General features: G+C 65.8%; 24 protein-coding genes and 1 riboswitch. Of the genes, 11 read left to right on the forward strand and 13 right to left on the reverse strand.

The annotated features are described in order from the left end of the window. Positions 1-28: 28 nt before the first annotated feature. Positions 29-1,102: a cobalamin biosynthesis protein CobW gene (gene cobW, locus H143_RS0104140; RefSeq protein WP_026349710.1), complete on the reverse strand. Its 1,074-nt coding sequence runs from the start codon at positions 1,100-1,102 to the stop codon at positions 29-31. A 96-nt stretch (positions 1,103-1,198) separates the two neighbouring features. Between cobW and H143_RS0104145 the strand changes: the two genes are divergently transcribed. The 3 genes from H143_RS0104145 to H143_RS0104155 all read left to right on the forward strand — a co-directional run bounded on the left by H143_RS0104145 (position 1,199) and on the right by H143_RS0104155 (position 3,690). Beyond that, the gene (locus tag H143_RS0104145) at positions 1,199-1,996 is read left to right on the forward strand and encodes a thiazole synthase (RefSeq protein WP_019936966.1); all 798 of its coding nucleotides are present in this window, start codon (positions 1,199-1,201) and stop codon (positions 1,994-1,996) included. 2 nt (positions 1,997-1,998) lie between these two features. Further along, entirely contained in the window at positions 1,999-2,826 is an 828-nt protein-coding gene (thiD, locus tag H143_RS0104150; RefSeq protein WP_019936967.1) for a bifunctional hydroxymethylpyrimidine kinase/phosphomethylpyrimidine kinase, read from the forward strand. A gap of 183 nt (positions 2,827-3,009) precedes the next feature. Beyond that, the gene (locus H143_RS0104155) at positions 3,010-3,690 is read left to right on the forward strand and encodes a protein-L-isoaspartate O-methyltransferase (protein ID WP_019936968.1); all 681 of its coding nucleotides are present in this window, start codon (positions 3,010-3,012) and stop codon (positions 3,688-3,690) included. Positions 3,691-3,778: 88 nt separating this feature from the next. Here the strand turns inward: H143_RS0104155 and H143_RS0104160 are convergent, their stop codons facing one another. The 4 genes from H143_RS0104160 to H143_RS0104180 form a co-directional block, all read right to left on the reverse strand. Then, entirely contained in the window at positions 3,779-4,261 is a 483-nt protein-coding gene (locus tag H143_RS0104160) for an adenylyltransferase/cytidyltransferase family protein (RefSeq protein WP_019936969.1), read from the reverse strand. A 40-nt stretch (positions 4,262-4,301) separates the two neighbouring features. Further along, a complete protein-coding gene (locus H143_RS0104165; protein ID WP_019936970.1) occupies positions 4,302-5,171 on the reverse strand; it encodes a ferritin in 870 nt (289 codons plus the stop codon). A gap of 150 nt (positions 5,172-5,321) precedes the next feature. After that, positions 5,322-6,878: a ubiquinone biosynthesis regulatory protein kinase UbiB gene (ubiB, locus tag H143_RS0104175; RefSeq protein ID WP_019936972.1), complete on the reverse strand. Its 1,557-nt coding sequence runs from the start codon at positions 6,876-6,878 to the stop codon at positions 5,322-5,324. Continuing rightward, positions 6,872-7,519, reverse strand: coding sequence for an SCP2 domain-containing protein (locus H143_RS0104180; RefSeq protein WP_019936973.1), 648 nt, complete (start codon positions 7,517-7,519; stop codon positions 6,872-6,874). Before H143_RS0104180 ends, ubiB begins: the two co-directional genes overlap by 7 nt. 174 nt (positions 7,520-7,693) lie before the next feature. On the opposite strand from H143_RS0104180, the gene H143_RS0104185 reads away from it, so the two are divergent. Beyond that, a complete protein-coding gene (locus tag H143_RS0104185; RefSeq protein WP_019936974.1) occupies positions 7,694-9,031 on the forward strand; it encodes an amidase in 1,338 nt (445 codons plus the stop codon). Here the strand turns inward: H143_RS0104185 and ubiE are convergent. The 3 genes from ubiE to crcB all read right to left on the reverse strand — a co-directional run bounded on the left by ubiE (position 9,005) and on the right by crcB (position 10,592). Continuing rightward, positions 9,005-9,775, reverse strand: a complete 771-nt coding sequence (ubiE, locus tag H143_RS0104190) for a bifunctional demethylmenaquinone methyltransferase/2-methoxy-6-polyprenyl-1,4-benzoquinol methylase UbiE (protein ID WP_019936975.1) — start codon at positions 9,773-9,775, stop codon at positions 9,005-9,007. The genes H143_RS0104185 and ubiE overlap by 27 nt on opposite strands. Before the next feature lie 103 nt (positions 9,776-9,878). Then, complete coding sequence (locus H143_RS0104195) at positions 9,879-10,196, reverse strand: DUF190 domain-containing protein (RefSeq protein ID WP_019936976.1); 318 nt, start codon at positions 10,194-10,196, stop codon at positions 9,879-9,881. Positions 10,197-10,211: 15 nt separating this feature from the next. Beyond that, a complete protein-coding gene (gene crcB / locus H143_RS0104200) occupies positions 10,212-10,592 on the reverse strand; it encodes a fluoride efflux transporter CrcB (RefSeq protein WP_019936977.1) in 381 nt (126 codons plus the stop codon). A gap of 63 nt (positions 10,593-10,655) precedes the next feature. Further along, a riboswitch (Fluoride riboswitch) is annotated at positions 10,656-10,722 on the reverse strand. A gap of 146 nt (positions 10,723-10,868) precedes the next feature. Between crcB and phoB the strand changes: the two genes are divergently transcribed. Together phoB and phoR are read left to right on the forward strand one after the other, a co-directional pair. Next, entirely contained in the window at positions 10,869-11,567 is a 699-nt protein-coding gene (gene phoB / locus H143_RS0104205; protein WP_026349711.1) for a phosphate regulon transcriptional regulator PhoB, read from the forward strand. 9 nt (positions 11,568-11,576) lie between these two features. Continuing rightward, positions 11,577-12,881 carry a phosphate regulon sensor histidine kinase PhoR gene (gene phoR / locus H143_RS0104210; RefSeq protein WP_019936979.1) on the forward strand — a complete coding sequence of 435 codons (1,305 nt, stop codon included), beginning with the start codon at positions 11,577-11,579 and terminating at the stop codon, positions 12,879-12,881. A 1-nt stretch (position 12,882) separates the two neighbouring features. Here phoR and H143_RS0104215 read toward each other — a convergent pair whose 3' ends face one another. Continuing rightward, entirely contained in the window at positions 12,883-13,617 is a 735-nt protein-coding gene (locus H143_RS0104215; protein ID WP_019936980.1) for a carbonic anhydrase, read from the reverse strand. A gap of 165 nt (positions 13,618-13,782) precedes the next feature. Further along, complete coding sequence (locus H143_RS0104220) at positions 13,783-14,661, reverse strand: LysR family transcriptional regulator (protein ID WP_019936981.1); 879 nt, start codon at positions 14,659-14,661, stop codon at positions 13,783-13,785. Between the two features lie 113 nt (positions 14,662-14,774). Between H143_RS0104220 and metE the strand changes: the two genes are divergently transcribed. Next, positions 14,775-17,144 carry a 5-methyltetrahydropteroyltriglutamate--homocysteine S-methyltransferase gene (gene metE, locus H143_RS0104225; RefSeq protein ID WP_019936982.1) on the forward strand — a complete coding sequence of 790 codons (2,370 nt, stop codon included), beginning with the start codon at positions 14,775-14,777 and terminating at the stop codon, positions 17,142-17,144. Between the two features lie 98 nt (positions 17,145-17,242). Here the strand turns inward: metE and H143_RS0104230 are convergent, their stop codons facing one another. Next, the gene (locus H143_RS0104230; protein WP_019936983.1) at positions 17,243-18,106 is read right to left on the reverse strand and encodes a LysR family transcriptional regulator; all 864 of its coding nucleotides are present in this window, start codon (positions 18,104-18,106) and stop codon (positions 17,243-17,245) included. A 119-nt stretch (positions 18,107-18,225) separates the two neighbouring features. Between H143_RS0104230 and H143_RS0104235 the strand changes: the two genes are divergently transcribed. The 4 genes from H143_RS0104235 (at position 18,226) to H143_RS0104250 (ending at position 21,267) form a co-directional block, all read left to right on the forward strand. Continuing rightward, positions 18,226-18,660: a VOC family protein gene (locus tag H143_RS0104235; protein WP_019936984.1), complete on the forward strand. Its 435-nt coding sequence runs from the start codon at positions 18,226-18,228 to the stop codon at positions 18,658-18,660. Positions 18,661-18,682: 22 nt separating this feature from the next. Then, positions 18,683-19,405, forward strand: coding sequence for a 5-oxoprolinase subunit PxpB (gene pxpB / locus H143_RS0104240; protein ID WP_019936985.1), 723 nt, complete (start codon positions 18,683-18,685; stop codon positions 19,403-19,405). Continuing rightward, a complete protein-coding gene (locus tag H143_RS0104245; RefSeq protein ID WP_019936986.1) occupies positions 19,402-20,418 on the forward strand; it encodes a biotin-dependent carboxyltransferase family protein in 1,017 nt (338 codons plus the stop codon). Before pxpB ends, H143_RS0104245 begins: the two co-directional genes overlap by 4 nt. 84 nt (positions 20,419-20,502) lie before the next feature. Then, positions 20,503-21,267, forward strand: a complete 765-nt coding sequence (locus H143_RS0104250) for a LamB/YcsF family protein (RefSeq protein ID WP_019936987.1) — start codon at positions 20,503-20,505, stop codon at positions 21,265-21,267. Positions 21,268-21,273: 6 nt separating this feature from the next. Here H143_RS0104250 and H143_RS0104255 read toward each other — a convergent pair whose 3' ends face one another. Further along, a complete protein-coding gene (locus tag H143_RS0104255) occupies positions 21,274-22,236 on the reverse strand; it encodes a D-2-hydroxyacid dehydrogenase (RefSeq protein WP_026349713.1) in 963 nt (320 codons plus the stop codon). Between the two features lie 28 nt (positions 22,237-22,264). Continuing rightward, complete coding sequence (locus H143_RS0104260; protein WP_026349714.1) at positions 22,265-26,227, reverse strand: FAD/FMN-binding oxidoreductase; 3,963 nt, start codon at positions 26,225-26,227, stop codon at positions 22,265-22,267.

A 26,227-nucleotide genomic window follows, 5' to 3' on the forward strand; every position in this document is an offset into this window, starting at 1 on the left:
AAGCCCGGCCGACGGCGTCCGTCGCCGCTTACGCAGCCGCCAGCGCGGCGTCGAACGCGCGCTGCAGCACGGCTGCGTCGAGATCTTCGCCGATCAGCACGAAGCGGCTGGCGTGCGCTTCGCCTTCGCGCCAATGGCGATCGAAATAGCTGTCAAAGCGCTGGCCCACGCCCTGGATCACCAAGCGCATGGCAGCCCCCGGCAACGCGGCAAAACCCTTGGCGCGATAGATCGTGTGGTTCTCGACCAGCGTCTGCAACGCGGCGATGACCGTGTCGCGCGGGGCCGCTGCGCCAGACACGACCACGGAATCGAACTCGTCGTGGCGGTGTCCATGACCGGGTTCGTCCGCCGAACCGTGATGATCAGGACGTTGGTCGATGGTTTCTTCGGATGCCGAGTTCAGGCCCAGGAGCACGCTCAGGTCGAGGCGTCCGTTGCTGGCTGGGACGATCTTCACGTGGGCGGGGATTTCCTCGCGTATTAACGCCGACACGCAGGCTTGGCCGGTTGCGTCGAGCAGATCGACTTTGTTGAGTATGACCAGATCCGCCGCGCTCAGCTGATCTTCGAACAATTCATGCAACGGCGATTCATGATCGAGGTTCGGATCGGCCTTTCGCTGCGCGTCCACCGCGGCCGGATCTTGCGCGAACTGGCCGCTGGCCGCCGCCGGGCCGTCGACCATCGTGACCACCGCATCGACCGTGAAGCTGCTGCGTATGGACGGCCAGTTGAACGCCTTCACCAGCGGCTTGGGCAGCGCGAGTCCGGAGGTTTCGATCAGCACGTGATCGATCTGGCCGCGGCGCTCGACCAGAGCCTCCATGACGGGGAAGAATTCTTCCTGCACGGTGCAGCACAGGCAGCCGTTCGATAGCTCGTACAGTTGCCCTTCGGTTTGCTTGCCGCTTTCATCGCAACCGATGCCGCAGCCTTTGAGAATTTCCCCGTCGATGCCGAGTTCGCCGAATTCGTTGACGATCACGGCAACGCGCAGGCCGTTCGCATTGGACAGAATGTGACGCAGCAACGTGGTTTTGCCGCTGCCGAGAAAACCCGTGATGACGGTGACCGGAATCTTGCGCATAAAGGTGGACATGGATGTGATGCGGGGAAAGCCCGCCAAAGCGCTCTGCAAGAGCAGGATTATACTTTTCGCAATCGAGCGCATCCGCGCTGCCTACCCGCATCGCCCATGAGCACCCAAGACACCCTCACCATTGCTGGCCGCCAATACACCTCGCGCCTGATCGTCGGCACCGGCAAGTACCAGGATTTCGAGCAGACCCGCGCCGCGCTGGAGGCCAGCGGCGCCCAGATCGTCACCGTGGCCATACGCCGCACCAATCTGGGCCAGAACCCGGGCGAGCCCAATCTGCTCGACCACGTGCCGATGTCCAGGTTCACCCTGCTGCCCAACACGGCCGGCTGCTATACCGCCGAAGACGCGGTGCGCACGCTGCGCCTGGCGCGCGAACTGCTGGACGGGCACGACCTGGTCAAGCTCGAGGTGCTGGGCGATCCGCAAACCCTCTTTCCCAACATGCCCGAGACGCTCAAGGCCACCAAGACGCTGGTGGACGAGGGATTCAAGGTCATGGTGTATTGCGCCGACGACCCCATCCAGGCCCGCATGCTGGAAGACCTGGGCGCCTGCGCGATCATGCCGCTGGCCTCGCTGATCGGCTCGGGCATGGGCATCCTCAACCCCTGGAACCTGCGCCTGATCATCGACCAGGCGCGCGTGCCCGTGCTGGTCGACGCCGGCGTGGGCACGGCATCGGACGCCGCCATCGCCATGGAACTGGGCTGCGACGGCGTGCTCATGAACAGCGCCATCGCCCACGCGCGCGATCCGGTGCGCATGGGCCGCGCCATGAAGCTCGCCATCGAAGCCGGCCGCGAGGCATTCCTGGCCGGCCGCATGCCCAAGAAGCTCTACAGCGCGATCCCCAGCTCGCCCACCGAAGGGCTGATCACAGCGAAAAAATAAGCGTGCCCGCAGACCGACCCATCCCCCACGTCCTGAGCATCGCCGGCGTGGACCCCTCCGGCGGCGCCGGCATCCTGGCCGACATCAAGGCCATGAGTGCGCTGGGCGCCTACGGCTGCGCGGTCGTGGCCGCCATGACCGCGCAGAACACGCAAGGCGTCGCCGACGTCGCCCCCGTACCGCCCGCTTTCGTGGCCCGGCAGATCGACACACTGTTCGCCGACGTGCGCATCGACGCCGTCAAGACCGGCATGCTGGGCCAGCAGCCCGTCATCGCCGCGGTGGCCGAGCGGCTGGACCACTGGCAGCCGGTCCACTTCGTCCTCGATCCCGTCATGGTTTCGACCAGCGGCGCCCTGTTGCTCGAGCGCAACGCCATCGGCACGCTGCGCGATGCCCTGCTGCCCCTGGCGACGGTCATCACGCCCAACCTGCCTGAAGCCGGCGTGCTGCTGGACGAGCGTCCCGTGGAAACCGTCCGCGAAATGCGCCGCGCGGCCGAGCGCCTGCGCGACAAGATGGCCTACAGCGGCCGCCGCTGGGTCCTGCTCAAGGGCGGCCACCTGCCCGGCAGCGAGGCGGCGCTGGACCTGCTGCACGACGGCGACCGCATGATCGAACTGGCCGCACCTCGCATCGACACCCGCAACACCCACGGCACCGGCTGCACCCTTTCGGCCGCGCTGGCCGCGCTGCTGCCGCAGATCGACGACGTGCCCGAGGCAGCCAGGCGCGCCAAGGCCTATCTGACCGAGGCCCTGCGACAAGCCGGCCGGCTGGACATCGGCAAAGGCCACGGGCCGGTGCACCACTTTCACGCCTGGTGGTGAGGCCCGGGGCGCCTACACCGCCGCCGCATCAAGCCGGCAGGCGCTCTCGGCTCAAACCGACCAGGCCGATCCGGATGCCCAGCACGACCACGGCCCTGGCGGCTTAAGAACTCAATAAGCTACAAAGCGTTAAAATTGATCATTATCCTTAGACCAGACCGCCACGAGCGCCAAGAGTCGTCCATGAACGCCACTACCCTGCCCGACGTCGAACAAGCCCGCTTCAACATGGTGGAGCAGCAGATCCGCCCCTGGAATGTGCTCGACCCCAAGGTTCTCGACGCGCTGTTCGCGGTGCGCCGCGAACAGTACGTGCCGGTCGCGCTGCGCGCCCTGGCCTTCTCCGACCTGGAAATCCCCCTGCAGATCAACGGGATCGACACCTGCGAAACCATGCTGGCCCCCAAGATGGAGGCCCGTTTCGCGCAGGACCTACAGCTGCAGCCCACCGATTGCGTGCTCGAAATCGGTACCGGCTCGGGCTACCAGGCTGCGCTGCTGGCGCACCTGGCCCGCCAGGTCACCACCGTCGAGATCGACGGCCGGCTTGCCGCCTACGCACAGCAGAACCTGCAGCGCAATGGCGTGAACAACGCCAAAGTGGAGACCGGCGACGCCAGCAGGAGCTGGGGCAGCACCGAATACGACGCCATCCTCGTCACCGGCTCCGTACCCACCGTGCCCGACGCGCTCAAATATCAGCTGCGCGTGGGCGGACGCATGATCGTCGTCACCGGCCAGCCCCCCATCATGACGGCCTGGCGCATCACCCGCACCACCGCCGCCAGCTTCGAGACCGAAGGTCTGTTCGAAACCGTCATCAAGCCCCTGCGCGGCCCATCGGTGTCGCACTTCAAGTTCTGAGCGGACGCGCACGGGCAGTACCTGCCCTTCAAGCAAAACGGCCATTCGTATCGAATGGCCGTTTTGCTTGAAGTCCGCGGCGGGCGCGTCAGCCCTGGCGTATGCGATTGACCAGCGACGTGGTCGATCGCTGGAATTCGAAGGGAATGGCCACGGCCGTCCCGCCCCAGCTGCGCACCAGCCTGGTCTCGGGCAAAGTCTGCATGTCGTAGTCGCCGCCCTTGACGATGATGTCGGGGCGCAGCTCGGCGATGAGCGCCTCGGGCGTGTCTTCGTGAAAGGACGTGACCAGGCTCACGCAGCCGAGCGCCGCCAGCAGCGCAGCCCGGTCCTGTACGACATTGAGGGGTCGGTCCGGCCCCTTGCCCAGACGGCGCGCCGATTCGTCCGTATTGACCGCCACGATCAGCGTGGCACCCAGGCAGGCTGCCTGGTCAAGGTAGGTGGCATGGCCGCGATGCAGAATGTCGAACACGCCATTGGTGAACACCAGCGGGCGCGGCAATTGCTTGACCGCCTCGGCGGCGGCCGCGCGCGCAAGGATCTTGGATTCGAATCGGGCGGCAGTCATACGCAAATTGTAGCCGGTCGCCCGCCGCCGGTCGCCCGCATCAGGTCGCGGCGAGCACGCCCGTGCCGAACATCTTGGCCATCGCCTCCTTGCGATACCGATTGAGGTCCTTGACCGAGGTGAAATCGGTATCGAGCAGCCCCGAAAGAATATGCAGGATGCGCCCGGCGACCCGGCCTTCCCAGCCGCTGTCGAAGCGGATCTGCGTATCGAGCCAGCGTTCCAGCCAACCCGGTTCGGGCATCTTGGACTGCACCGTATCGTTGGGAAACATGGCCTTGTTCACGTGCAGATTGGTCGGGTGCATGGCCTGCGACGAGCGGCTGGCCGAGGCCATGAGCACGCCGATCTTGGCAAAGGCATGGCGCGCGGCCAGACTGGTTTCCTCGCCCCGGTCTTTCAGGGCACGCCGCATGTACTGCAGGTAGGCTCCCGCATGGCGGGCCTCGTCCTGGGCGATAGTCCGGTAAATGGCGCGAATGACGGGTTCGGTATGCCAGTTCGCCGCACAGCGGTACCAATGGTTCAGTCGGATCTCGCCGCAGAAATGCAGCATCAGCGTTTCGAGCTCGGCCGCGGGGTCGAACTCGAAACGCACCTTGTGCAGCTCTTCCTCGGTGGGTACCAGGTCGGGGCGAAAGCGCCGCAGGTACTCGATCAGCACCAAGGAGTGCTTCTGCTCCTCGAAGAACCAGATCGACATGAAGGCACAGAAATCGCTGTCGCCGCGATTGTCGCGCAGAAACATCTCGGTGGCCGGCAGGGCCGCCCATTCCGTGATGGCGTTCATCTTGATTGTGTGCGCCTGTTCGTCGGACAGCTTAGTGCCGTCGAACTCGCTCCACGGAATACTGGTCGCCATATTCCAGCGCACAGCTTCCATAGTCTTGAAAAGTTCAGGGTATAGCATGGGGGTTCTCTCCGCGGCCCCGAGCCGCTTTCTTATGACCGCTTTTATCGCCGCCCAAGAAGAAACCGTGATGACAGTTTCATATCAGAAATATGACTACGCGCGAATCTGACATGCTAACAGGCGCGGCGGCGATCCGCCATGGCTGGATCAATGTTTGTCCAAAGCCCACAAAATTACCGCCAGCGACACGGCCAGCACAGCCGTCAATGCCGCCAGCAGCCGGTTGCCCTGCTCGCGCGCCAGGCGCAGGCGGCGCGTCTCTTGCAACATCTCGGCGCTCAGGTCGGGACGGGCGAGACGATCGTGCAGCAGCCGCGGCACGGCCGGCAGCAGCTGCGACCACCTGGCCGACTCCCGGACCAGGCTTTCACGCAGACCGTGCAGCCCCATGCGCTTTCTCATCCAGCTTTCCAGGTGAGGCTTGGCGGTCTTCCACAAATCCAGCTCGGGATCGAGCTGGCGGCCCATGCCTTCGACGTTGAGCAGCGTCTTCTGCAGCAGCACCAACTGCGGCTGGATCTCGACATTGAAGCGGCGCGAGGTCTGGAACAGGCGCAGCAGCACCTGCCCCAGCGAAATTTCGGCCAGCGGCCGGTCGAAATAAGGCTCGCACACCGCGCGCACCGCGCCTTCGAGTTCTTCCTCGCGCGTGTCGCGCGGCACCCAGCCCGATTCGATGTGCAGTTGCGCCACACGGCGATAGTCGCGGCGGAAAAAGGCCAGGAAATTCTGCGCCAGGTAGTTCTTGTCGAACTCGGACAGCGAACCCACGATGCCGAAATCCAGTGCAATGTACCGGCCCAGCGTGGACGGGTTGTCCGACACATAGATATTTCCCGGGTGCATGTCGGCGTGGAAGAAACCGTCGGTGAACACCTGCGTGAAGAAGATCTCGACACCGCTCCTAGCCAGCGCGGGAATGTCGACACCGGCCTGGCGCAGCCGGTCGATGCGGCTTACTGGAATGCCGTACATGCGCTGCATGGTGAACACGGTGCTGGTGGTGAATTCCCAGATCACCTCGGGCACGATGAGCATGCCGTCGCGCCCGGACTCGGGGCCGAAGTTGCGGCGCAGCTGGCTGCAATTGGACGCTTCGCGCACCAGGTCGAGCTCATCGTGCAGGTACTTGTCGAATTCGGCGACGACCTCGCGCGGCTTGAGCCGGCGCCCGTCCGGACCCAGGCGCTCGAGCACGCGCGCCGCGATGCGCAGCAGGGCCAGGTCTTTCTCGATGACATCCAGCATGCCGGGGCGCAGCACCTTCACGGCCACTTCGCGCCCGTCGTGCATCACCGCGAAATGCACCTGGGCAATCGAGGCCGAGGCAATGGGGTCGGTCTCGAATTGCGCGAACAGCTCCCGCGGCGGCTTGCCCAGCGCCGCTTCGATCAGGGCAGCCGCCTGCGCCGAGGGAAAAGGCGGCACGCGGTCCTGCAACAGCGAAAGTTCGTCGGCGATGTCGGTCGGGATCAGATCTCGGCGGGTGGACAGCACCTGGCCGAACTTGACGAAAATGGGACCCAGCGATTCGAGCGCCTGGCGCAGCCGCATGCCGCGCGGGCCGCGCGGCATGCGGCCCAGGCGCAGCACACGCAGCATACGGCGCGCCAGCGGGTGATCGATGCTGGACAGGACCAGGTCGTCCAGGCCGAAGCGCAGCACGACGAAAATGATGCGCAGCAGCCGCGGCAAGATCAGCATCGGGCGCTCCCGTCCAGGCGCGCCAGGCGGGCGCCCAGGGCGCCGATGCGCCGCTCCAGCGCGTCGGCGTCGGCCTGCAATTGCGCCACGTCCAGGACATGTTGCGCCAGGGCCGGCCTGCCCGTCAGGGTGGCGGTTTCCTCGGACAGATATTCGGCCAGGTTGGCCGCAAGGCGGCTGCCCACATCGCGCACGCCCGACGCGGCCGCGCGCGCGCCAGACACCAGACGCGATGCCGGAATGTCGCCCATCACGCGGGCCAGATCGTCTTCCGGATCCCAGCGCAGATCGCGTGCCAGGTCGCCCACCACCTGGGCCAGGCCGGCATCGCCCGAGATGTGCGTCACCTCGGCGAAATCGGGCAGGCCGGCGGCGGGCAAACCCGCCAGGCGGATTTTCTCGGACCTCAGGGTCAGGACCACGTCGGGCACGATGGCCTCGTCGGCCGGGGACACCCTGCCGTCGCTGCTCAGCGTCAGGGACAGGCGCTGCCGCCCCCAGGCAAAGCGCACCGTCTTGCCCGCGTGGCGGGCCAGACGCTCGCCGGCCCAGGGCTCGCGGCCCAGCAGCGCATTGAGCGCGCCGGCGGCAAGCCGAGACACAGGTGGCAGGAAAGACGGAAGCGAGGGCAGAGGCAGCATGGAATCCAGGGATGACGATCGCGGCACGCAGCGCAGCGCAGGGCGAACCCAGGGCAGAGTTTACCGGGTTCATCTACCGGGTTCACGGGAGCGCCGTCATGGGCAATCCATGCCATGCCTATTGCCCGCGCCGCGCCTATACTGAAGCCTCCCGTCCTCAGAGAGTGATCCCCCATGAGCGCGTCCTTGAAGACCCTGCACGAACTCGCCGCGGCCCTGGCAGCGGGCACGACCACCAGCGTCAGGCTGGTCGAAGACGCCCTGGCCCGCATCGAGCAACACCGGGCCGGCGGCGGTGTGGCCTACAGGGAAATAGATGCCGAGTCGGCCCTGCTGGCCGCGCATGCCAGCGACCAGGCCCGCAAGGCCGGCTATGTGCCCGGCGCGCTGGCTGGCTTGCCTGTCTCCGTCAAGGACCTGTTCGACGTCCAGGGCCAGGTCAGCAAGGCCGGCTCGATCGCGCTGAACAATGCCGCACCCGCATCCCAGGACGCCGTGGCGGTAGCCCGGCTACGCCAGGCAGGCGCCATCCTGCTGGGCCGCACCAATATGAGCGAATTCGCGTTCTCGGGTCTGGGCCTGAATCCGCACTACGGCACGCCGCGCGCCCCGCACGACGAGGCGCGCGTGGCGGGCGGGTCGAGTTCGGGCGCCGCGGTCAGCGTGGCCCTGGGCATGGCCGCCGCCGCGCTCGGCACCGACACCGGGGGGTCGATCCGCATTCCCTCGGCCTTCTGCGGCCTGACCGGCTTCAAACCCACCGCGCATCGCGTGCCGCTGGCCGGCGCCCTGCCGCTGTCCAGCTCGCTCGATTCCATCGGCCCTCTAGCCGTCTCAGTGGCCTGCTGCGCGGCTTTCGATGCCGCGATCAGCGGCCAGACCCTGGACGCGCGGCCCGCCGACATCCGCGGCCTGCGCTTGTACGTCACCCGCGACCTCGTCTGCGATGGCATGGACGAGGAAGTCGCGCAGGCTTTCGAGGCCTCGCTGCAGAAGTTGTCCAAGGCGGGCGCGACCATCGTGCCGTTCAGCTTGCGCGAACTGCGCGAGCTACCCAGGATCAATGCCAGCGGCGGCCTGACGGCAGCCGAAGCCTGGACCTGGCACCGCAAGCTGCTGCAGGCCCAGGGCACCTGCTACGACCACCGCGTCGCGCAGCGCATCCGCCGCGGCGCCGAGCAGAGCGCGACGGACTATATCGAAGTTCTTGCGGCGCGACGTCGCCTGCAGGCCGTCGCGGCCGAGCGCTTGCGCGACGCCGACGCATGGCTGATGCCGACCGTCGCCATCAAGCCGCCTTTGGTCGCTTTCGTGGAAAGGGACGACGAGGCCTTCTTCGAAACCAACAGCCTGGTCCTGCGCAACCCCAGCGTCGTCAATTTCCTGGACGGCTGCGCGGTGTCGCTGCCCACGGGCGAGCCGGGCATCGGCGTATCCGTCTGCGGCCTGCGCGACCAGGACGCCCGCGTGCTGCAGATCTCGGCGTCAGCCCAGCTTCACGCCTTCGTGTAGCGCAGCCACGCCGGCAGTCAGGTTGAAGAACTGCACGCGCTCCAGGCCAGCCTCGCGCATCATGCCGGCCAGGGTTTCCTGGTCGGGGTGCATACGGATCGACTCGGCCAGGTAGCGGTAGCTGGCCTCGTCCTTGGCCACCAGCTTGCCCATCAGCGGCAGCATGTTGAAGGAGTACCAGTCGTAGACCGGCGCGAGCGGCTTGGCCACGCGGGAAAACTCCAGCACCAGGAGCTTGCCGCCGGGCTTGAGCACGCGCGCCATCTCGGCCAGCGCCCGGTCCTTGTGCGTCATATTGCGCAGGCCGAAGGCCACGCTGACGCGGTCGAAATATCCATCGGGAAACGGCAGGCGCTCGGCATCACACACCGCGGTGGGCAGCACCATGCCAGCGTCCATGATGCGGTCGCGGCCCACGCGCAGCATGGAATCGTTGATGTCGGTCATCCAGACTTCGCCCGTGGCGCCAGCGCGCTTGGCGAAAGCCTTGGCCAGGTCGCCCGTGCCGCTGGCGATGTCCAGCACCCGCATGCCCGGCCGGATGGCCGCGCGGCTGATGGTGAAGGCCTTCCAGATGCGGTGCAGCCCGCCCGACATCAGGTCGTTCATGATGTCGTAGCTGGCGGCCACAGAATGGAATACTTCGGCGACTTTGCGGGCCTTCTCGTTTTCGGCGACAGTCTGGAAGCCGAAATGGGTGCTTTGCGCCCCGGAGATATCGGACGACGATGTGGAATTTTGCATGACTTTTCCTGGCAAGATGTCATGGTAGCCGATCGCGGCCCGGCCGATCGCGGCCCGGCCTATCTAGGCCGGCCTAGATAGGCCCGATCTGGCTCTGCCCAGGCTATGCGCCGCCCAGCTTGCCGAACTCGACCGTGCTCTTGACGTAGAAGACCTGCACGCCCTCGGCCTGGAGCCGCTCGAACAGCCGGTCGCATTCCGGGGCCGTGACCACCATGACCACCGACACCGGCTGGTCGGTCAGCTCGAAGAAACGGGTGGAGTGCAGATGATGGTCGTGCCCCATCCCCTCGCCGGCGGGCACCAGCGTCGCGCCGCCCAGGTCCAGCTCCGCGGCCAGTTTGACGAGCCAGTCGGCCAGCGGGGTGCCGTGATGAAGCCGGTCCTGCTGGGTGAAAAAAGTAAGCATGTATCCGGTCATTTCCCGCTCCTTTATTTACGATTTAAGCCACTGCACCGAAGCGATGCCCACCAGCGTCGCGGCCAGCGAGCCGGCCACGTGAATGGCGATTTCCCCGGCGGCCCAGCCCAGTTGTCCGCGCTGCATCAGGGCCACCACTTCCGACGAGAAGGTGGAAAACGTGGACAAACCGCCGCAAAAGCCCGTGATGATCAGCAGCCGCCACTCGGGGGCCAGGCCCGGAAGCTGCGTAAATACGCCTACCGCGGCGCCGATGATGTAGCCGGCGATCAAGTTCGCCGCGAGCGTACCCGGCGGAAGCGTGGGAAACAGGGCGTTGAGCTTGATGCCGAGCCACCAGCGGGAAAGTCCGCCGGCAGCCGATCCGATCGAGATGGCGAGTATGGGTTTCCACATTGCACTGTCCAGGGATATTTTTGTTGCTATTCGGACAGGCATGCCTACGCGGGCCCGTCCGGCCAATACGTAGGCATCATCAGCCACGAGACGTGGCGTTTATTGGAGGAATGCCATCTCCATGCAATTAAATTTAGCACACCCCGGCCCGTTCGCCGAAGCCGCGCAGCGGCCCGGGTGCTGCGCGAGATCGTGAAATTCGTCACATACCTGAAATATTACAGCCATACTATGGCAACGCTCGCGCCGGCCGGCGCTTCTGTCTGCACTCAATCCATGTCCAGCACCATTCTCGTCGTCGAAGACGAACCCGCCATCCAGGAACTGATCGCCGTCAACCTGTCGTTTGCCGGGCACAAAGTGCTGCGGGCCTTCGATGCCGAACAGGCGCAGACGCTGATCCGCGCCGAACTGCCCGACCTGATCCTGCTCGACTGGATGTTGCCCGGCGCCTCGGGCCTGTCCCTGGCGCGCGCGCTGCGCGACGACGAGCGCACCCGCACGGTGCCCGTCATCATGCTTACCGCCAAAGGTTCCGAGCAGGACAAGGTGGAAGGTCTGGAAGCCGGCGCCGACGACTACATCACCAAGCCGTTCTCGCCCAAGGAACTGGTGGCGCGCATCAAGGCCGTGCTGCGCCGGCGCGCGCCCCAGCTCACCGACGACATCATCGACGTGGCCGGCCTGAAGCTCGATCCGGCCACACACCGCCTGTCCGGCGGCACGCAGTCGCTGGCCATCGGGCCGACCGAGTTTCGCCTGCTGCATTTCTTCATGACCCACCCCGAACGCGTGTTCTCGCGCGCCCAGTTGCTGGATCAGGTCTGGGGCGACCATGTCTTCGTCGAAGAACGCACGGTGGACGTGCATATCCGTCGCCTGCGCAAAGCGCTCGAACCCAGCGGCCACGACAATCACGTGGAAACTGTGCGTGGCAGCGGTTACCGCTTCACGGCCCAGGTCGCAGCGCGCTAGGCTTGCGCGATGGTCTGGCTGCGTACCCTGCTCTGGTGCGCCCTCTGGGCAGCCGTGGGCCTGCTCGCGGGCGACCTGTTCACGCCCGCGATCGGCTGGGCGGTGCCATGCCTGGCATTCTTCGCCATGCTGGTATGGCGCAACCATAGCCTGTCGCGCGTGACGCGCTGGGCGCAGGATCCCACTACCGCCCCGCCCGCCGACGTGGGCGCCTGGGACGACGTGGTGGCTCCGCTTTACCGCTACCTGCGCATGCAGTCGCGCGTGCTGCAGGAAAGCCACGATGCACTGCAGAACATGGTGGCGGGCGCCCAGGCCCTGCCCGACGGCGTGGTCACGCTCAACAATGAATTCCAGATCGACTGGTGCAACCGCATGGCCATGCGGCATCTGGGCCTGCGCTTGCCCTACGATCGCGGCAGCAAGCTGCTGAACCTGGTGCGCTCGCCGGATTTCGTGGCATACGCGCAAAGCGCGGATTGGCCCGAGCCCATACTGGTGCGCCTGTCCAACAGCGGGCAGGAGCGCGTGATGATGATGCAGATGGCCCGCTACGGACAAAACCAGCACCTGCTGATCTCGCGCGACGTCACGCAGATCGAAAAACTGGAAACCACCCGGCGCGATTTCGTCGCCAACGTCTCGCACGAGCTGCGCACGCCACTCACGGTGCTGACGGGCTTTCTGGAAACCTTGCGCGACATGCCGCAGGACGCCGTGCCGGCCGAGCAGCGCGAGCAATACATCGGCATGATGTACGAGCAGGCCCAGCGCATGCAGGCCATCGTCGAGGACCTGCTGACGCTGTCCACGCTCGAATCCTCGCCCGGCGCGGGACCGGCCGTCGTCAATATGAGCGAGCTATTGCAGCGCGCGCGGCAACAGGCCGAAGCCCTGTCCAACGGCCGGCATGTTTTCGAATGGCATATCGACGAAGACCTGGACCTGCTGGGCAACGCCAGCGAGCTGACCTCGGCTGTTTCCAATCTGCTGACCAACGCCGTGCGCTATACACCGGACGGCGGGCAGATCAGGGTGTACTGGGAGACCGACGCGCAAGGCATGGCCCATTACCGCGTGCAGGACACCGGCATCGGCATCGCGGCGCGCCATATCCCGCGACTGACCGAACGCTTCTATCGCGTCGATCGCGGCCGCTCGCGCGCCGTGGGCGGCACGGGCCTGGGCCTGGCCATTACCAAGCACGTGGCCATGCGCCACGACGCCACACTGGGCATCGAGAGCGAACCGGGCAAGGGCAGCACGTTCTCGCTGGATTTCCCATCGGAGCGGGTCAGCCGCGATCAGGCCTGACTCAAACCAGCGCGACCTTGCCGCTGGCCAGATCGTAGAGGCCGCCTACCATCGTCACGGCGCCGCTGGCGTGCATTGGCGCGAGGATGGGCGCGGCCGTCGCCAACCGCGCCGTGGTCTCGATCACGTTCTGCTCGATGGCCTCTTCCAGCAGGTTGGGCCCCCCCCTGCGCATCGCGGCCTGCGCCGCCGGGATGATCGCATCGACCAGTCCCGGCAGGTGACCCGGCAGCACGGCCTTGTCCTGCAGCACCTTGAGCGTGGAGGCCACGGCTCCGCAGTTGCTATGCCCCAGCACCATGACCAGCGGCACGTCGAGAAACTTCACGGCATATTCCATGCTGGCGATGGCATCGTCGTCCGCGACATTGCCTGCCACGCGCACCACGAACAGGTCGCCCAGCCCCTGGTCGAATACAAGCTCTGGCGCGACGCGGGAGTCGGCGCAGCCCAGGATGGCGGCGTAAGGCTTTTGCCCGCGCACGCGGGCCGCGCGGCCGATCGCGTAATCGCGCTTGCGGCTGTGCCCGGCCGCATAACGCGCGTTGCCGTGCATAAGTCGCGCCAGAGCGGCCTTGCCGCCGATGCGATTGTCCGGCAGCGCCGTTTCGGCGGCATAGGCCATGGGGGCTGCCGCGCCCAGGGCCGTGAAGAGGGCGGCGCCCAGGGCCGTGCCCAGAAAGCCGCGGCGCGATGCCCCGGCTCCCAAATCAGGCGTTTCGCATTGGCAATGCATTTCGCACTCACACATGATCCGCTCCAAAAGATGATTGACCTCCAGGACCAGCTCCGCATGCGTTTGCGCGACACCCCAGACGCATGCGCATGAATTTAAAGGACGAACGCGGCGCTTACAAGCTTTCGCAACCTGACCGGGTGCGGACCCGAACCCGGACCCGCCCTAGCCTCGGGCCAGGTCGATGAAGGCGCGCAGATAGTCCACGCCCACCTCGGCCTCGCGCGCACCCAGGAATATCTGCTTGGCGATGCCCTTGGGACCCAGTTTGACCGGCACGACCGGCATCCGGCTCGCATATTCCTGAACCAGCCAGCGCGGCAAAGCCGCCACGCCCCGGCCGCTGGCGACCATCTGCATCATGATGTCGGTGTCTTCGATGGGCTTCTGGCGCCTGGGCGTCACGCCCGCCGGCGACAGGAACAGGGTGTAGATATCGAGCCGGTCGATCGGCACCGGATAGGTGATGAGCACTTCGCGATCAAGCTGCCTGGGTTCGACGTGCCTGGCCTTGGCCAGCTTGTGGTCGGCCGCGACGACAAGCACCTGTTCGTAATCGAACACCGGCTCGAACACCAGGCCAGGCTTGAAGAGCGGATCCGGCGTGACAAGCAGGTCGATTTCGTAGCCGAACAGCGCACCGATGCCGCCGAACTGGAACTTCTGCTTCACATCCACATCCACGTCCGGCCAGGCCCGCAGATACGGCGAGACGATTTTCAGCAGCCATTGATAGCAGGGATGGCACTCCATGCCAATGCGCAGAGCGCCGCGCTCGCCTTGCGCGAACTGGCGCAGGCGGTCCTCGGCCAGGGCCAGCTGCGGCAGCACGCAGTTGGCGACGGCGAGCAGGTATTGCCCGGCCTGCGTCAGCCGAAGGCTGCGCCCTTCGCGCAGCCAGACATCGGTACCCAGATGCTGTTCGAGCTTTTTCATGCTGTGGCTCAGCGCCGATTGCGTCAGGAACAGCGCCCCCGCGGCGGCGGTCAGCGAACCCTGTTTTTCGACTTCCTGGACGATGGCCAGGTGAATGCGTTCCAGCATGATATATGAATAATTTTCATTGAATATTGAATTTTTACCATTTTACTTCATGATTTTCGATACCTAAGATGCCTGTCTGCACTTCATTTCCGCAAGCAGGCAAAGGTATTTCCATGACCACCATTCACAATCTCGGCTTTCCCCGCATCGGCGCCAGGCGCGAACTGAAGTTCGCGCTGGAGTCCTACTGGAGGGGCGAATCCTCGCGCGACGACCTCAAGCAGTTGGGCGCGCAGTTGCGCAAGCGCCACTGGAACGACCAGGCCGGCCTGGACCTGGTGCCAGTAGGCGACTTCGCCTTCTACGACCAGATGCTCGACATGAGCTTCACCCTGGGCAATCTGCCCGCGCGCGCGCAGGATTTCCATGGCGAGGCGCTGGACAATTATTTCCGCGTGGCGCGCGGCCGTTCGGCTGGCGCCGCCGCCCGGCCGCCCGAAGGCAGCGCGCCCTCCCTCGGGGAGGCAGTCGCGCAGGGACAGGAAGGCCGTCCAGTCAGCGTCGAAGAACATGCCGCGTGCTGCGGCGGCATCGCCGCCGGCGAAATGACCAAGTGGTTCGACACCAACTACCACTACATCGTCCCGGAGTTCACCGCCGCCACCGAGTTCCGGCTGGACGCCTCGCGCCTGCTGGAGCAGCTGGCCGAGGCCCGCGCCAACGGCACCCAGGCCAAGCCCGTCGTGATCGGCCCGGTCACCTATCTGGCCCTGGGCAAGGCCAAGGACGATTCCGATCGGCTGGCCCTGCTGCCCAAGTTGCTGCCCGTCTACGGCGAACTACTGGATACGCTCGCCGCGCAGGGCGCGCAGTGGGTGCAGATCGACGAACCCCTGCTGGTGACTGAACTCGACGAGGCATGGCAGCATGCCTTCAATCTGGCCTATCACCATCTGAAGGCCTGCCGCGTCAAGATCCTGCTAGCTACCTACTTCGGCCAGCTCCATGAAAACCGCTACCTGGCCGCGAACCTGCCGGTGGCCGGCCTGCACATCGACGCCATCAACGGCCAGGAAGACGTGCTGCCGCTGGTGAACACGCTATCCGAGCACAAGGTGCTGTCGCTGGGTGTCATCAACGGCCGCAACATCTGGAAGACCAATCTCACCGCCGTGCTCGACTGGATCGAGCCGCTGGCCCAGCGCCTGGGCGATCGCCTGTGGCTTGCGCCCTCGTGCTCGCTGCTGCACGTCCCCGTGGACCTGCGCAGCGAACAGAAAATGGATGCCCAGATCAAGTCCTGGCTGGCCTATGCGCTGCAGAAACTGGACGAGTTGCGCATCCTGGGCCGCGCCTTGCGCGAAGGCCGCGACGCGGTAAAGGCCGAGCTGGCCGAGAACCTGGCCGCCCTGACCGCGCGCCGCGCTTCGCCGCGCGTCAACAACCCTGCGGTGCAGGCCGCCGTGACGCAAATCGACGCCAGCCTGGGCCGGCGCAAGAGCGCCTATGCGCAGCGCGCCGCCCGGCAGGCCGCCCTGCTCGGACTGCCGTCCTACCCGACCACCACCATCGGCTCCTTTCCGCAGACCGCCGAAATCCGTCACGCGCGCAGCGAGTACAAGGCCGGACGTCTGGACGAGGCGACCTACGCGACCGCGATGCGGGCCGAGATCTCGCGCAGCGTGCAAGAACAGGAAGCCTTGGGACTGGACGTGCTGGTGCATGGCGAAGCCGAGCGCAACGACATGGTCGAATACTTCGGCGAGCAACTGCAGGGCTACGCCTTCAGCCAATACGGCTGGGTGCAGTCCTACGGTTCGCGCTGCGTGAAGCCGCCCATTCTGTTCGGCGACATCAGCCGCCCGAAAGCGATGACGGTGCACTGGATCGCCTACGCGCAATCGCTGACCACAAAGCCCATGAAGGGCATGTTGACCGGCCCGGTCACCATCCTGAACTGGTCCTTCGTGCGTGACGACCAGCCGCGCTCGGTCTCGTGCAAGCAGTTGGCCCTGGCCATCCGCGAAGAAGTGCTGGATCTGGAGAAGGCCGGCGTGCGCGTCATCCAGATCGACGAGGCCGCGCTGCGCGAAGGACTGCCGCTGCGCAAGGCGCAATGGAAGACATACCTGGACTGGGCGGTCGAATCGTTTCGCATCGCCGCCAACGGCGTGTCGGACGAAACGCAGGTCCACACCCACATGTGCTATTCGGAATTCAACGACATCATCGCGGCCATCGCCGATATGGACGCCGACGTGATCACGATCGAGACCTCGCGTTCGGACATGGAACTGCTCGATGCCTTCGACGATTTCAAGTATCCGAACCAGATCGGGCCCGGCGTGTACGACATCCACTCGCCCAACATTCCGACGCAGGAACACATGGTGCAACTGATGCAGAAAGCGGCCGAGCGCATCCCGGCCGAGCGCCTGTGGGTCAACCCGGACTGCGGCCTGAAGACGCGCCAGTGGGCTGAAGTGACTCCCGCGCTGACCAATATGGTCGCAGCGGCCAAGGCGTTGCGCGCGGCGGCCTGATCTTTATTCGTCCTGGCTGGCCCGAGGGCCGCTGCCCGCCTGCGCGGCAGCGGCCTTCTTGCCGCCCTGCCCCGCGCAGGCAATTTACCCCTATGCATTCAACGCGCCGCCTGCACCAGGCAGCGCACCAGCGCGGCCGCCAGAGGCGCGCGCTCCAGGGGGCGGCGCGCCACGATACCGATTTCACGGTGAAAGCCCGGCTCGTCCAGCCCGATCAGACGCAAGCCGCGCGTATCCAGCTGCCGCGTATGCGGCATCAGCGCCACGCCCAGGCCCTGGCGCACCAGATTGGCGATGGCATCGATCTCGTCCAGTTCGATTGCCTCGCGCACGGCGATGCGCTGCTTCTTGAGAAAGCCGTCCACCAGCCTGCCGCCGAAGGAGGCGCGGTCGTAACGGATGAAGGGCTGACCGGCCAGCAGTTCACGCCATGCCACCCGCGGCGCATGGCGCGGCGCAGCCAGCACCATAGGCTCGCGCACCAGCGGCTGCCACGAAAGTTCGGCCGGCAGGGCGAAGGACGGGCGGATCATCACGGCCAGGTCGATCTCGCCGGCATCCACCTGGCCCAGCAGGTTGAGCGATACGCCCGGCACCAAGCGCACCTGAACGTCGGGATAATCGCCGCGAAAATACGCCAGCGCACGCACCAGCAAATCCTGCTGCGCCGAGGCGATGGCTCCGACCCGCAGGCGGCCGCTTACCCGCCCCGGGCCGGCGGCCTGCTCGACGATACCCTGGGCCATGGCCACCAGGGCCTCGATCTGGGGCAGCAGCTCGCGGCCCTGGGCATTGAGCTCGGCCGACTTGGCGCCGCGATCGAACAGCTCAGCGCCCAGCCAGGCTTCGAGCCGGCGTATCTGGGCGCTCACGGCCGACTGCGTCAACCCCAGCTGGCGGCCGGCTCCGGTGAACGTGCCGCCCCGGGCCACGGCGACGAAGGTCTTGAATTCACGCAACATTGATCGATATTTTTAATTGTCAGACTCAAAAAATATCGTTTTCCAATCAAAAAAACAATCCATACACTAGCAAGCCATCGCAAGTTGTTTTAATTACGCCTAGCCCGGAGCCGCTCATCATGACCGCCACGCACACCGCCATCCAGCCCTTTCACCTGGCCTTTCCGGTCCGCGACCTGGAAGAAGCCCGCAATTTCTACGGCAGGAAGCTGGGCTGCCCCGAAGGGCGCAGCTCGCCCGACTGGATCGACTTCAACCTCTACGGCCATCAGATCGTCGCCCATCTGTCGCCCGAGGCTTGCGGCGCCGCCGCCCTGAACGCGGTCGACGGCCATGGCGTGCCGGTGCGCCACTTCGGCGTGGTCCTGACCATGGAACAGTGGGAAGCCATGGCCAAAAAGCTGACCGACGACGGCACCCAGTTCGTCATCGAGCCCTATATCCGCTTCAAGGGCGAGGTCGGCGAGCAGGCCACCATGTTCTTCCTCGATCCGTCGGGCAACGCCCTCGAATTCAAGGCCTTCAAGAACATGGATTCGCTTTTCGCCAAGTAACCCCTGCTTTGAAGAACATCGATTGAGCGCCGCCGATTCTTCCGCAACCGCCCTCTGGCGCATCCAAGCCCAAGGCGACCGCTGCCTACTGATACGTTTCGGCGACACGCTCGACATCCGCACCGGACAGACCTGCCTGGCCGCGGCCCGCTTGCTGCGTGACGCCGCCCTGCCCGGCGTGACCGACATCGTGCCGTCGTTCACGGCCGTGGCGGTGCATTACCTGCCCGGTATCGACGGCCCCAGCCACGCGCAGATGGCCGAACGCGTTGCCGGGCTGTTCGCCGGCGGCATCGCCATCGACGAAGCCGCCGGGCGCGACATCGAAATCCCCGTCTGCTATGGCGGCGATCTCGGCCCCGATCTGCCCGAGGTGGCCGCGTGCGCCGGCATCGGCGAAGAGGATGTCGTGGCCCTGCACACCCAGCCCGGCTGTATGGTTTTCATGCTGGGCTTCGCGCCGGGATTCGCCTACATCGGCGGACACGACGAGAAGCTTGCCATTGCGCGGCGCGACACGCCACGCCTGAATATTCCGGCCGGCTCAGTCGCGATCGCCAACCGGCAATCGGTGATCTATCCCGGCGGCCTGCCGGGCGGCTGGAGCATCATCGGCGCCACGCCCCTGGTCCTGTTCGATCCCAGCCGCTCGCCCGCCGCGCTGCTCGCGCCCGGCGACCGCGTACGCTTCAGGTCCGTGGACCGCAAGACCTACGAAAGCATGAAACGGGGCGACGGCAGATGAGCATCACCGTCCTCAAGCCCGGCCTGCAATCGTCCTTCCAGGACCGAGGGCGCATCGGCTATCAACATCTGGGCGTTCCCGTGAACGGCGCCATGGACGAACGCGCCCACCGCCTGGCCAGCCTGCTGGTTGGCAATCCCGCGACGCGCGCCACGCTGGAAATCACCCTGGTCGGCCCGGTTCTGCGTTTCAATGCCCCGGCCTGCTTCGCGTTGGCCGGCGCGGACCTGGGCGCCTGCCTCAATGGTGATCCCATACCCGCAATGCGCCCGCATCGTGCCCGAGCCGGCGATCTGCTCACGTTTTCCTCGCGAGCCGAACCGGGGCGCGGCCTGCGTGCCTATCTGGCCGTGCATGGCGGCTATGCCATCGAACCGGTGATGGGCAGCGAAAGCACTTATCTGCGCGGCGGTTTCGGCGGCCTGCAAGGCCGCGCCCTGGACAAAGGCGATGTCATCGGCCTGCGCCGCCCGTTGCGCGGCACCGATGCCGGCCTGGCCGCGCTAGAAACCGCAATGCGGGAGCTACGCCTTTACCTGCCCGCCACGCTGGTCGGCACACCACGCGCCGCGCTGCGCGTGCTTCCCGGCTCGCATTGGGATCTTTTTGACGCCGAGTCCCAGGTAGCTTTCGTACAGACCGAGTTTCGCGTCAGCCCCGCGTCCGACCGCATGGGCTACCGTCTCACCGGTCCTGGTATTCATCAGACCAGCGCCGCCCAGATGCTGTCCGAGGCCGCCTGCTTCGGCTCCGTGCAAGTACCCGCGGACGGCCAGCCCATCGTCCTCATGGCCGACCGCCAGACCACGGGCGGCTACGCCAAGATCGCCCAGGTCATCAGCATCGATCTGCCTTTGCTGGCGCAATACGCGCCAGGCCAAGGCGTGCGCTTTACCCTGACCACGCTGGAAGACGCCCAGCGCCTGGACCAGGCGCGCGAACAGGCCTATGCAGCGCTGGAAACGGCGTTGGCGCCGCTGCGCGCGCAACTGCTGGCCCGCGCCCAGCCGTAAAAACGGGTTGGCGCTACGATTATCTTCAAATACCGCCCCGCGGATCGACACCCCTTTTCACAGACATCACGGACGAGAACGGATATGGCAGCGCAAACCACCCTGGACCTGAACTGCGACATGGGCGAAAGCTACGGCGCATGGAAAATGGGCAACGACGAGGCCGTGCTCGGCTACGTCAGTTCGGCCAACATCGCCTGCGGCTTTCATGGCGGCGACCCGTCCACCTTGCGCAAAACCGTAGCTGCCGCGATCAAACAGGGCGTGGCCATAGGCGCCCATCCCGGCTTCCAGGACCTGGCCGGCTTCGGCCGCCGCAACATGCACATCTCGCCGCAGGAAGCCTACGACATCACCGTCTACCAGGTGGCGGCCGTGGCCGGCGTGGCTCGCTCGCAGGGCGGCAGGCTGCATCACGTGAAGGCGCACGGCGCTTTCTACAACATGGCCGCCAAGGATGCCAAGCTGGCCCGCGCCATGGCCCAGGCCGTGCGCGACCTGGACAGCGACCTGATTTTCTATGGCCTGGCCGGCAGCGCCATGATCCAGCAAGCGCAAGCCCTGGGCCTGCGTGTAGCCAGCGAAGTCTTCGGCGACCGCAGCTACCAGCCCGACGGCACCCTCACCCCGCGCACCCAGCCCGACGCGATGATCACCGAGGTGAGCAAATCGGTCGAACAGATCCTGCGCATGGTGCGGGAGAAAGTCGTCATCGCCACCGACGGCACCCGTGTGCCGGTCCAGCCGGACACGCTGTGCATCCACGGCGACCAACCCAATGCCGTCGTCTTTGCAGAAGGGATACGCAAGGCATTGCAGGACGCGGGAATCTCGGTGCGGACCGTGTGACCCGCCTCAATACGCGCCCACGAGATTGACCGGATTGCCGGCCACGAAGCGCTCGATATTGTCGATCAGCTGATCGGCCAGCGCCTGCTGTGCCTGGTCCGATGCCCATGCCACGTGGGGCGTGAGAATCAGGTTGGGCCGCGCCGCCGCCCGCATCAGCGGATTGTCCAGCGCCGGCGGCTCGCCCTGCGTGACGTCGAATCCCGCGCCGCTGATGAGTCCTGCGTCGAGCGCGCGGACCAGATCCGCCTCGTCGACCAGACCGCCCCGCGCCGTGTTGATGATGATCGGACGGCGCTGCATCTTGCGGAACTCGGGCATGGCGATCAGGCCGCGCGACTGTTCCGTGAGCGGCAGGTGCAGCGTGATCACGTCGCTGGTCGCGAGCATTTCGTCCCACGGCACGTACCCGGCGTCCGCGCCGCTCGCGCCCTTGCGGGCCGCGAACTGCGGGATCATGCCCAATGCCTTGGCGATCTCGGCAACGCGCTGTCCCAGCACGCCGCGGCCGATGATGCCCAGGCGCGAGCCCGCCAGATCATGGATGGAATGATCGAAAAAGCAGAACTGCCCCGACTCCTGCCAGCGCCCCGCCAGCACCGATTCGCGATAGGCCACGATGCTGCGGCGTAAAGCGAAGATGAGCGCGAAAACGTGTTCGGGCACGGTATTGACCGCGTAGCCCCGTATGTTGGACACCACCACGCCGCGCGCCTTGCAGGCCGCCTTGTCGACGCAGTCCGTGCCTGTCGCGGCGACCGCGATCAGGCGCACGCCGGGCGCCTGCGCCAGGGCCTGCGCGGCAATGGGCACCTTGTTGGTGATGACGATGTCCGCTTCCCTGATGCGCTCGGCGACCTGATCGGGCGCGGTGCGCTCGTACGCGACCAGCGCATGCGCGAAAGCAGGCGGACGCAGGCGAATCTGCGGCGCGAGGGTGCCGCGGTCGAGAAAGACGATCTTATTCATGGCGAGAAAGGGATCGGGCAAGCTCGAATCAGACGAGCACCCTCTCGATCCCGCCCGAGTTCGCACGCTGCACGTAATCTTGCATCCACGACTCGCCCAAGATGTGGCGGGCCATCTCGACCACGATGTAATCGGCCTGGGCGCCGGTATCTTCCTCGTAGCGCGACAGGCCTTGCAGGCACGAAGGGCAGGAGGTCAGCACCTTGACCGGATCCGAGTCCGAACCGACGGGCGCACCCAGCTTTTCCATGCCCTTGAGCAGCTCTTCCTGCTTGCGAAAGCGCACCTGGGTGGATATATCCGGCCGCGTCACCGCCAGCGTTCCCGACTCGCCGCAGCAGCGGTCGCTCTTGATCGTGCCGTCGCCCACCAGCGCTTTGACGGTTTTCATCGGATCCTGCAGCTTCATGGGGGAATGGCAGGGGTCGTGGTACATGTATTTGCGCCCTGTCGCGCCCTCGAGCTTGATGCCTTTTTCCAGCAGGTATTCGTGGATATCGATCAGGCGGCAGCCCGGAAATATCTTATCGAATTCATAGCCCGCGAGCTGGTCGTAGCAGGTGCCGCAACTGACCACCACCGTCTTGATATCCAGGTAGTTCAGCGTATTGGCCACGCGATGGAACAGCACCCGGTTGTCGGTGATGATCTTCTCGGCCTTGTCGCTCATGCCGTTGCCGCGCTGCGGATAGCCGCAGCACAGATAGCCTGGGGGCAGCACTGTCTGCACGCCCGCATGCCACAGCATGGCCTGCGTGGCCAGCCCCACCTGCGAGAACAGGCGCTCCGACCCGCATCCCGGGAAGTAGAACACTGCCTCCGTGTCGGCCGTGGTGGCCTTGGGATCGCGGATGATGGGCACGTAGTTGGCGTCTTCGATGTCCAGCAGCTTTCGCGCCGTCTGTTTGGGCAGGCCGCCCGGCATGCGCTTGTTGACGAAGTGCACCACCTGCTCGCGCAGGGGCGGCTTGCCCACCGTGGCCGGCGGACGCGCCGTCTGCTTGCGCGTGAACGAACTGAGGAAGTCGTGCGCCGCGCGCTGCATCTTGTAGCCCACGCCGATCATTGCCTTGCGCGTGGCGTTGATGGTGGCCGGGTCCTTGGCGTTGAGAAAGAACATGGCCGCGGCCGTGCCGGCGTTGAAGGACTTGTGCCCCATGCTGCGCAGGAGCGAACGCATGTTCATCGACACATCGCCGAAATCGATATCCACCGGACAGGGGTTCAGGCACTTGTGGCAAACCGTGCAATGGTCGGCCACGTCCTCGAACTCTTCCCAGTGCTTCAGGCTCACGCCGCGGCGGGTCTGCTCTTCGTACAGGAAGGCCTCGATCAGCAGCGAAGTCGCCAGGATCTTGTTGCGCGGCGAATACAGCAGATTGGCACGCGGCACGTGCGTGGCGCACACTGGCTTGCACTTGCCGCAGCGCAGGCAGTTCTTGATCGAATCGGCGATCAGGCCGATTTCGCTCTGCTGCATGATGAGCGATTCATAGCCCATCAAGCTGAAGCTGGGCGTCCACGCGCGGCGCAGGTCGGCGCCCGGCATCAGCTTGCCGGCGTTGAAATGCCCGGCGGGATCGATGCGCCGTTTGTAATCCTGAAAAGGCTTGAGTTCGGCTTCGGTCAGGTACTCGTATTTGGTCAGGCCGATGCCGTGCTCGCCCGAGATCACGCCGTCCAGGTCGCGCGCCACCTGCATGATGCGCGCCACGGTTTCGTTGGCCTCGCGCAGCATCTCGTAATCGTCGGAATTGACGGGAATGTTGGTGTGCACGTTGCCGTCGCCGGCGTGCATGTGCAGCGCCACGAACACGCGGCTCTTGAGCACGCGCGCATGGATGGCGTGCAGGTCATCGATGATCTTCTTGCAGGCGTCGCCCGGAAACAGGCTGACCAGGCCGGCCAGCACCTCGGCTTTCCACGATACGCGCACCGTGCGGTCCTGGACCACGTCGAACACGCGCATCTGCGGTTGCCGCGCAAGGCGGCCGGCCAGTTCGGCATGCAGATGTCCCAGGCCCAGCGAGTCGAGCTCCGGCAAGGCCTGATCCAGCGGCATATCCAGGTTGTCGAGCAGCCACCGCCAACGGCGGCGCGCGCCGCCGATCAGGGCCGCGGCCTGGACGCGGCGCTCCTCGATCACCTCGGCCGTCAAGCCCGTGTCGTCTTCGTCGTCGCTGGGAACTTTGCTCGAATACAGAGATTCGGCGATGTAGACGTCGAGTTCATCGAGCAGGCGCAGTTTGTTGCGCGTGGACAGCTCGATATTGAAGCGCTCGATGTAGTCGGTGTACTCGCCCATGCGCGGCAGCGGGATCACCACGTCTTCATTGATCTTGAAGGCATTGGTATGGCGCGAGATGGCAGCCGTGCGCGAGCGGTCGGCCCAGAATTTCTTGCGGGCCTCGGGGCTGACGGCGGTAAAGCCCTCGCCGTGGCGGGTGTTGGCCAGGCGGACCACTTCGCTCGCAGCGGCGGCCACCACATCCTCGTCGTCGCCCACGATGTCGCCGATCAGCACCATCTTGGGCAGCACGCCGCGCTTGCTCTTGGTGGCGTAGCCCACGGCGCGCAGATAGCGCTCGTCCAGATGCTCCAGGCCGGCCAGAATGGCGCCGTGCGCGCGGCCTTCGCCGTCCAGGTAACCCTTGATGTCGACGATTGACGGAATCGAGTCGCGCGCCTGGCCGAAGAACTCCAGGCAGACCGTGCGCGTGTGCTTGGGCATGCGGTGCAACACCCAGCGCGCCGAGGTGATCAGGCCGTCGCAGCCTTCCTTCTGCACGCCGGGCAGACCGGCGAGGAACTTGTCGGTGACGTCCTTGCCCAGGCCTTCCTTGCGGAAAACCCGGCCTTTGATTTCCAGAAGCTCGGTCTTGAGCGGCGTGCCGCCAGGCTTGCCCTTGCCGTCGAACCACTTGAGCTCGAAACGCGCCAGATCCACGTCGTGGATCTTGCCCATATTGTGGCCCAGACGCGTGACTTCCAGCCAGTTGCCGTCAGGATCGACCATGCGCCACCATGCCAGGTTATCCAGCGCGGTGCCCCACAGCACGGCCTTCTTGCCGCCGGCGTTCATGGCGATATTGCCGCCCACGCACGAGGCTTCGGCCGAGGTGGGGTCGACGGCAAAGACGAAGCCGGCCTGCTCGGCGGCTTCGGCCACCCGCTTGGTAACCACGCCGGCGCCGGCCAGGACAGTCGCCACGGGCGCGGCCAGCCCGGGCAGCACAGTCTGCTCGACCGGGCCCAGGGCCTCGAATTTCTCGGTATTGATGACGGCCGACTTCCAGGAAAGCGGAATGGCGCCGCCCGTATAACCGGTGCCGCCGCCGCGCGGCACGATGGTCAGGCCCAGTTCGATGCAAGCGCGCACCAGCGGCGCGATCTCGTCCTCGCTGTCGGGCGTGAGGACCACGAAGGGATATTCGACGCGCCAGTCGGTGGCGTCGGTGACGTGCGCCACGCGCGACAGGCCGTCGAACTTGATGTTGTCGCGCGCCGTGCAGCGGCCCAGCACACGCTGGGCCTGCTGGCGCAGCGCGGCGGTCTCATCGAAGCGGCCCTCGAAATCGCGCACCGCGCCGCGCGCCAGGACCAGCAGGTCGACCACCCGGCCATCGCGCTGCGCGTCGACGGTGTCCGTGGACGGGGTGCGGCGGCGGTCGATCTCGCCCAGACGATGGTGCAGGGCCTCGACCAGCAGCCTGCGCCGCTTGGGGTTGTCGAGCAGGTCGTCCTGCAGGTAAGGATTGCGCTTGACTACCCAGATATCGCCCAGCACCTCGTAGAGCATGCGCGCGGACCGGCCGGTGCGGCGCTCGCCGCGCAGGTCGCATAGCAGTTGCCAGGCGTCGCCTCCGAGCAGCAGCGCCACAATTTCGCGATCGGAAAACGAGGTGTAGTTGTAGGGGATTTCGCGCAGGCGCGCGCCGGAGGCCGGCGGGATCACCGATGCTAGGACTTGGCTGGCGAGAGGGGCGTTCAT

The sequence above is a fragment of the Bordetella sp. FB-8 genome (genome assembly GCF_000382185.1).
Lineage (GTDB): Bacteria > Pseudomonadota > Gammaproteobacteria > Burkholderiales > Burkholderiaceae_B > Bordetella.

Bases quoted from the DNA above. Each gene is read 5' to 3' on its own strand.
- cobW (WP_026349710.1), bottom strand. From the start codon at position 1,102: ATGTCCACCTTTATGCGCAAGATTCCGGTCACCGTCATCACGGGTTTT.
- H143_RS0104145 (WP_019936966.1), top strand. From the start codon at position 1,199: ATGAGCACCCAAGACACCCTCACCATTGCTGGCCGCCAATACACCTCG.
- H143_RS0104155 (WP_019936968.1), top strand. From the start codon at position 3,010: ATGAACGCCACTACCCTGCCCGACGTCGAACAAGCCCGCTTCAACATG.
- H143_RS0104160 (WP_019936969.1), bottom strand. From the start codon at position 4,261: ATGACTGCCGCCCGATTCGAATCCAAGATCCTTGCGCGCGCGGCCGCC.
- H143_RS0104165 (WP_019936970.1), bottom strand. From the start codon at position 5,171: ATGCTATACCCTGAACTTTTCAAGACTATGGAAGCTGTGCGCTGGAAT.
- ubiB (WP_019936972.1), bottom strand. From the start codon at position 6,878: ATGCTGATCTTGCCGCGGCTGCTGCGCATCATTTTCGTCGTGCTGCGC.
- H143_RS0104180 (WP_019936973.1), bottom strand. From the start codon at position 7,519: ATGCTGCCTCTGCCCTCGCTTCCGTCTTTCCTGCCACCTGTGTCTCGG.
- H143_RS0104185 (WP_019936974.1), top strand. From the start codon at position 7,694: ATGAGCGCGTCCTTGAAGACCCTGCACGAACTCGCCGCGGCCCTGGCA.
- ubiE (WP_019936975.1), bottom strand. From the start codon at position 9,775: ATGCAAAATTCCACATCGTCGTCCGATATCTCCGGGGCGCAAAGCACC.
- H143_RS0104195 (WP_019936976.1), bottom strand. From the start codon at position 10,196: ATGACCGGATACATGCTTACTTTTTTCACCCAGCAGGACCGGCTTCAT.
- crcB (WP_019936977.1), bottom strand. From the start codon at position 10,592: ATGTGGAAACCCATACTCGCCATCTCGATCGGATCGGCTGCCGGCGGA.
- phoB (WP_026349711.1), top strand. From the start codon at position 10,869: ATGTCCAGCACCATTCTCGTCGTCGAAGACGAACCCGCCATCCAGGAA.
- phoR (WP_019936979.1), top strand. From the start codon at position 11,577: ATGGTCTGGCTGCGTACCCTGCTCTGGTGCGCCCTCTGGGCAGCCGTG.
- H143_RS0104215 (WP_019936980.1), bottom strand. From the start codon at position 13,617: ATGCATTGCCAATGCGAAACGCCTGATTTGGGAGCCGGGGCATCGCGC.
- H143_RS0104220 (WP_019936981.1), bottom strand. From the start codon at position 14,661: ATGCTGGAACGCATTCACCTGGCCATCGTCCAGGAAGTCGAAAAACAG.
- metE (WP_019936982.1), top strand. From the start codon at position 14,775: ATGACCACCATTCACAATCTCGGCTTTCCCCGCATCGGCGCCAGGCGC.
- H143_RS0104230 (WP_019936983.1), bottom strand. From the start codon at position 18,106: ATGTTGCGTGAATTCAAGACCTTCGTCGCCGTGGCCCGGGGCGGCACG.
- H143_RS0104235 (WP_019936984.1), top strand. From the start codon at position 18,226: ATGACCGCCACGCACACCGCCATCCAGCCCTTTCACCTGGCCTTTCCG.
- H143_RS0104245 (WP_019936986.1), top strand. From the start codon at position 19,402: ATGAGCATCACCGTCCTCAAGCCCGGCCTGCAATCGTCCTTCCAGGAC.
- H143_RS0104250 (WP_019936987.1), top strand. From the start codon at position 20,503: ATGGCAGCGCAAACCACCCTGGACCTGAACTGCGACATGGGCGAAAGC.
- H143_RS0104255 (WP_026349713.1), bottom strand. From the start codon at position 22,236: ATGAATAAGATCGTCTTTCTCGACCGCGGCACCCTCGCGCCGCAGATT.
- H143_RS0104260 (WP_026349714.1), bottom strand. From the start codon at position 26,227: ATGAACGCCCCTCTCGCCAGCCAAGTCCTAGCATCGGTGATCCCGCCG.